Source organism: Pseudoroseomonas ludipueritiae (assembly GCF_014490445.1).
Classification (GTDB): Bacteria; Pseudomonadota; Alphaproteobacteria; order Acetobacterales; family Acetobacteraceae; genus Pseudoroseomonas; species Pseudoroseomonas ludipueritiae.
The window spans coordinates 1-4,465 of record NZ_JACTUZ010000236.1; the positions used below are offsets into that span (position 1 = coordinate 1).

Consider the following 4,465-nt stretch of genomic DNA (forward strand, 5'->3'; position numbering starts at 1 on the left):
CTCGTGGCCGCCACCCTGGCGCAGGCCGCCGGCAACCGGCTGCGCGTCACGGTGCCGGACCAGGGCCTGCATCTCCTCGCCACCCTGCCGGATGGCCTGCCGCCCGGCGCGGCGGCGGAGATCCGCGCGGCGGCGGGCGTGGAAGCCTGGCTGCTGTCGGAGACCCGCATGGCGCCGGGCGGGCCGGATGGCTTTGTTCTCGGCTATTCCGGCCATGCCCCGGCGGCGCTGAAGCAGGCGGCGGAGCGGCTTGGCGAGGCGGTCAGAACTCACGCCCCGGCGGGCACAATGGCGCGCTCGCTGAAGTAGCGCGCTAGGCTGGCTGCCTCCCCCTCGGGCTCCGCCAGGGCGACATAGGTATCCGGCCGCACCAGATAGGCCGCGTCCCGCGCGAAGCCCGCCTTCCCGTGCCGGGGGTGCCAGGCAAAGACATGCAGCGGCAGCCCATTGCCCTCACACCAGGCCCGCAGCCCGTCCCGCGCGGTGCCATAGACATGCACCTGCCAGCCGATGCGCCGCAGCGGCGCGAAATTGTCCCCGCCGTCCCAGGCCACCCAGGGCAGCCGGTCCCCGCCCCGCACCCGCCCGGCCATGCCCCGGCTCAGCGGCCCCTCGCGGTAGCGGATGCCGGTCTGGGAGAGCAGGCGGAACATGGCCTCGCGCGCCGGCCCCGCCCCGAAGGCGGTGGCCGCCAGCACCGGCGCCACCCTGATCCGCAGCAGGTCGGCCAGCGCGCCCTCGGCGCTGACCAGCGAGAAAATGCGGTCGGTGGTGGCCACCAGCCGGCGGGCGAAGGGCAGGCGCTCGGCCTCGTAGCTGTCCAGCAGGCTGTCCGGCGCCTGCCCCTTCAGCACCGCCGCCAGCTTCCAGGCCAGGTTCACCGCATCGCCGATGCCGGTGTTCATGCCCTGGCCGCCCGCCGGGCTGTGGATATGGGCGGCATCGCCCAGCAGGAAGACCTGCCCGCGCCGGTAATGGTCCGTGACGCGGTGGTGCACGCGGTAGGTGGAGAACCAGTTCACCCTCTCGACGCGCAGCCCCAGGCTCTCGATGGCCCTTTGCCCGATATCCGCGAAGCCCAGCGTCTCCGCCGCCTCCCGCTCGCCACGCACGGTGCCGATCAGCCTTCCCTGCCCGGGCCGGCCATAGGCCAGCAGCGCGACGAAATCCGCCTGCTCCAGGGAAAGGTGCAATTCCCCATCGGCCGCCGGGCCGCCGGCCTCCACATCGGCCACATAGAAGATCTGGTCGTAGGTGCCGCCCTCGAAGCCCAGCCCGAGCCGATGGCGGGTGGTGGAGCGCGCGCCGTCGCAGCCGGCGAGAAAGCGCGCCTCATGGCCCTGCACCTCGCCGCCCGGGCCGCGGAGGCGGGCGGCCACATGCCCGCCCCGGTCCTCGAAATCCAGCAGCTCCGTCTGCCGCTCCACCGCCACGCCCATGGCCTCCAGCCGCGAGGCCAGCAATTGCTCGTGCTGGTCCTGCGGATAGATCAGCAGAAACGGATAGGGCGTCAGCGCCGCCCCGGCCGAGCCGAAGGACAGGCGCGCCTTCCGCCGCCCCCGCACCCAGAGATTGAGCGCCGGGTTCCGGCGCCCGGCCTCCGCCACCGCCTCCGCCAGGTCGAGCTGGTGGTAGAGTTCCAGCGTGCGGGCCTGCACCGCCATGGCGCGGGAGGTGGTGCCGGGCGCGGCCGCCTTGTCGATGATGCGGACCTTCACGCCCTGCGCCGTCAGCCAGAGCGCCAGCACCAGCCCCGTCGGCCCCGCGCCCACGACCAGCACATCGTCCCGCGTCATGGCCTGCTTCCCATCTTCCGCCGCGCGCATCCGGCGGGCCGGTGAAAGCCACTGCCCCCTCCCCGCTTGGGCGCAGCCAGCGGAACCCAGGCACCGCGCGGAGGCGGGAGAGCCGCCCCCTGGATGCGGTTATTCCGCCCCGGCGGTGACCGGCGCCTCCCCCGCCACCACCCGGACCGGCGGCGGCACCGCCCGCCCGCCCTTCGCGCGGATCGCGGCCAGCACCTGCTCATTCGCCAGCCAGGCATTCTCACGGCGGTCGAAGAGCGTGACCACCGCGGCCCTGGTCCTGCCGGCATCGCCCCAGGCGGAGTAGAAGGCCAGGAAGCCCGGGGAATTCCTGGTCAGGGGCATCGAATCCTGGCGGGCGAAGCGCACGGCGCCGTCAGGGTCGGTCATGCCCTCGAATTCGCGGATCACCACATAAAGCTGGCCGCCGCGCCCGGTGAAGGGGCCGCCTTCCCCCTCGGCTTCCGCGCTGACGACGACATCCCCGGCGAAGGTCTCGGGCGGGTCCGGCAGGAGGTCGCGCAGGTCGGACCGCACCCAGGCGCGGGCCTGCTCATTGGCCCGGCCCGCCTGCTCCCCGTTCTCGAACAGCGACACCGAGACGCCGTCGCCGCTTTCCCCCTTCACCGCGCAATAGCCCTTGAAGCCCGCCGAACCGGCCAGGATGGGCACGAGCCCCGCCTGGACCCTGGCGGCAATCCTGTCCATCCGCGCCGCCGCCCCGGCATAGCGCCTGAGGGTGATGTGCATGGCAGCCTCCTTTGCCCCGGCTTTCACCAGGGCGGGAAGCATGCCATCCGTTTCGATAAAGAGTCAAAATAAAGCGTTTCACATCAATGGTATGGAAGCAAGGGGCCGCGCTCAATCCTCCGGCTTCTCCGCTTCCAGCGCCGCCCGCTTCTCCAGCAGCGCCGCGCGGGCCTGCGGGTCCGTCTCCGGGTAGCGGGGGTCGGCCCGGGCCAGGGCATCGGCCAGGGCCTCCGCCACGATCAGCCGCGCCAGCCACTTCCGGTCCGCCGGCACCACCAGCCAGGGCGCCTCCGGCGCCGCGGTGCCGGCGATGGCTTCCTCATAGGCCTCCTGATAGGCCTCCCAGTGGGCGCGCTCGGCCACGTCGCCGGCATCGAACTTCCAGTTCTTCTCCGGCCGGTCGATGCGGGCCAGGAAGCGCTGGCGCTGCTCCTCCTTGCTCAGGTGCAGGAAGAACTTGAGGATGATGACGCCCTGGCGCGCCAGGTAGCGCTCGAAGGCGGCGATATCCTCCAGCCGCTCCTTCCAGATGTTCTTGGTCACCCGCGCCTTGGGCAGCTTCCGGCGGGCCAGCACCTCGGGATGCACCCGCGCCACCAGCACCTCCTCGTACCAGGAGCGGTTATGCACGGCGATGCGCCCGCGCGCCGGCAGCGCCGCCATGTGGCGCCACAGGAAGTCATGCGACAGTTCCTCCGGCCCCGGAGCCTTGAAGGACATCACCTGGCAGCCCTGCGGATTGATGCCGGAGAAGACGGCGCGGATGGTGCTGTCCTTGCCGCCGCCATCCATGGCCTGGAAGATCGCCAGCACCGACTGCCGGTCCTCGGCGTAGAGGCGCTGCTGCAGGTCGTCCAGGCGGTCCACCGCATTGGCCAGCGCCGCCTCGGCGCCCGGCTTGTCGATGCCGGGGTCATCCAGGCGCGTCGGGCGCTCCGCCAGCCGGAAGCCCTTGCCCCTGGTCACCCGGCAGGATTCGATCAGCCGGCCGGGGTCGTGTTGGGGCATGGACTTTCTCTCCTGCTGCATCGGCGCCGGAGGGGGGCCTTCCGCCCCGGCTCCGGCCATGGTTCCGTAACGCACCGAATCGCAGGAGGTCGCCATGCCCGATACAGGAACCGATGCCGTCCGCTGGGAACGCCGCACCGCCCCCGAGCTTCGGGCCCTGGCGGAGCGGGACGCGCTGGTGGTGCTGCCGGTGGCCTCGCTGGAGCAGCACGGGCCGCACCTGCCGGTCTGGACCGACAGCATGATCGGCCATGCCTGCGCCCTGCGCGCGGCGGCGCAGGCGGCCGAGGCCGGCACGCCGGCCATCGTGCTGCCGCCGATGTGGCTGGGCATGTCCGAGCACCACCTGCCCTTCGGCGGCACCATCACGCTGGACTACGCCACCTTCCATGGCGTGCTGCGCGGCGTCTGCCGCTCCATCCGCGCCGATGGTTTCCGGCGGCTGCTGCTGGTCAACAGCCATGGCGGCAATATCGACCCGCTGGCCGTCTCGGCGCGCGAGCTTTGCGTCGAGTTCAACATGCCGGTGGTGGCCACCACGGTCTTCCACGTGGCGGGGGACAAGATCGGCGAGATCCTGGATACCCAGACCGGCGTGCAGCATGCCTGCGAGGCCGAGACCAGCTTCTGGCTGCACTTGGACGCCGTCCAGGTGCGGCGGGACGAGATCGCCAACACCATCTCCGCCGGCAGCGACGCGCCGGGTGCCCCCTTCAGCCGCTTCTGGTCCTTCGCCGAGCGCGCGCCGCTGACCGGCGTGATCGGCGACCCGCGCGCCGCCACCGCCGGGAAGGGCGAGAAGCTGCTGGCCGTGGTGGCCGATGCCCTGGCCGCCGCGATGCGCGACGCCCGGCTCTGGAGCGCCCCCGATGCGGTCTGGGAGCCCGGCCGCGCCTGGGGGC

Annotated in this window: 4 protein-coding genes and 1 pseudogene; 2 read left to right on the top strand and 3 right to left on the bottom strand. The window is 72.3% G+C overall.

Annotation, left to right across the window (positions count from 1 at the left end):
- Positions 1–309, top strand: a pseudogene (locus tag IBL25_RS24595) (PLP-dependent aminotransferase family protein); the annotation flags it as partial.
- Here the strand turns inward: IBL25_RS24595 and IBL25_RS24600 are convergent.
- From IBL25_RS24600 to IBL25_RS24610, 3 genes are all read right to left on the bottom strand, one after another.
- Positions 270–1,796 carry an FAD-dependent oxidoreductase gene (locus IBL25_RS24600; protein WP_187781098.1) on the bottom strand — a complete coding sequence of 509 codons (1,527 nt, stop codon included), beginning with the start codon at positions 1,794–1,796 and terminating at the stop codon, positions 270–272. The pseudogene IBL25_RS24595 and the gene IBL25_RS24600 sit on opposite strands and share 40 nt — an antisense overlap.
- A 129-nt stretch (positions 1,797–1,925) precedes the next feature.
- The gene (locus IBL25_RS24605) at positions 1,926–2,555 is read right to left on the bottom strand and encodes a hypothetical protein (protein WP_187781099.1); all 630 of its coding nucleotides are present in this window, start codon (positions 2,553–2,555) and stop codon (positions 1,926–1,928) included.
- 111 nt (positions 2,556–2,666) lie between these two features.
- Positions 2,667–3,563 carry a PPK2 family polyphosphate kinase gene (locus IBL25_RS24610; RefSeq protein ID WP_187781100.1) on the bottom strand — a complete coding sequence of 299 codons (897 nt, stop codon included), beginning with the start codon at positions 3,561–3,563 and terminating at the stop codon, positions 2,667–2,669.
- Between the two features lie 94 nt (positions 3,564–3,657).
- On the opposite strand from IBL25_RS24610, the gene IBL25_RS24615 reads away from it, so the two are divergent.
- Positions 3,658–4,465: creatininase family protein (locus IBL25_RS24615; protein ID WP_187781101.1), on the top strand; the 808-nt coding region annotated here is incomplete at its 3' end.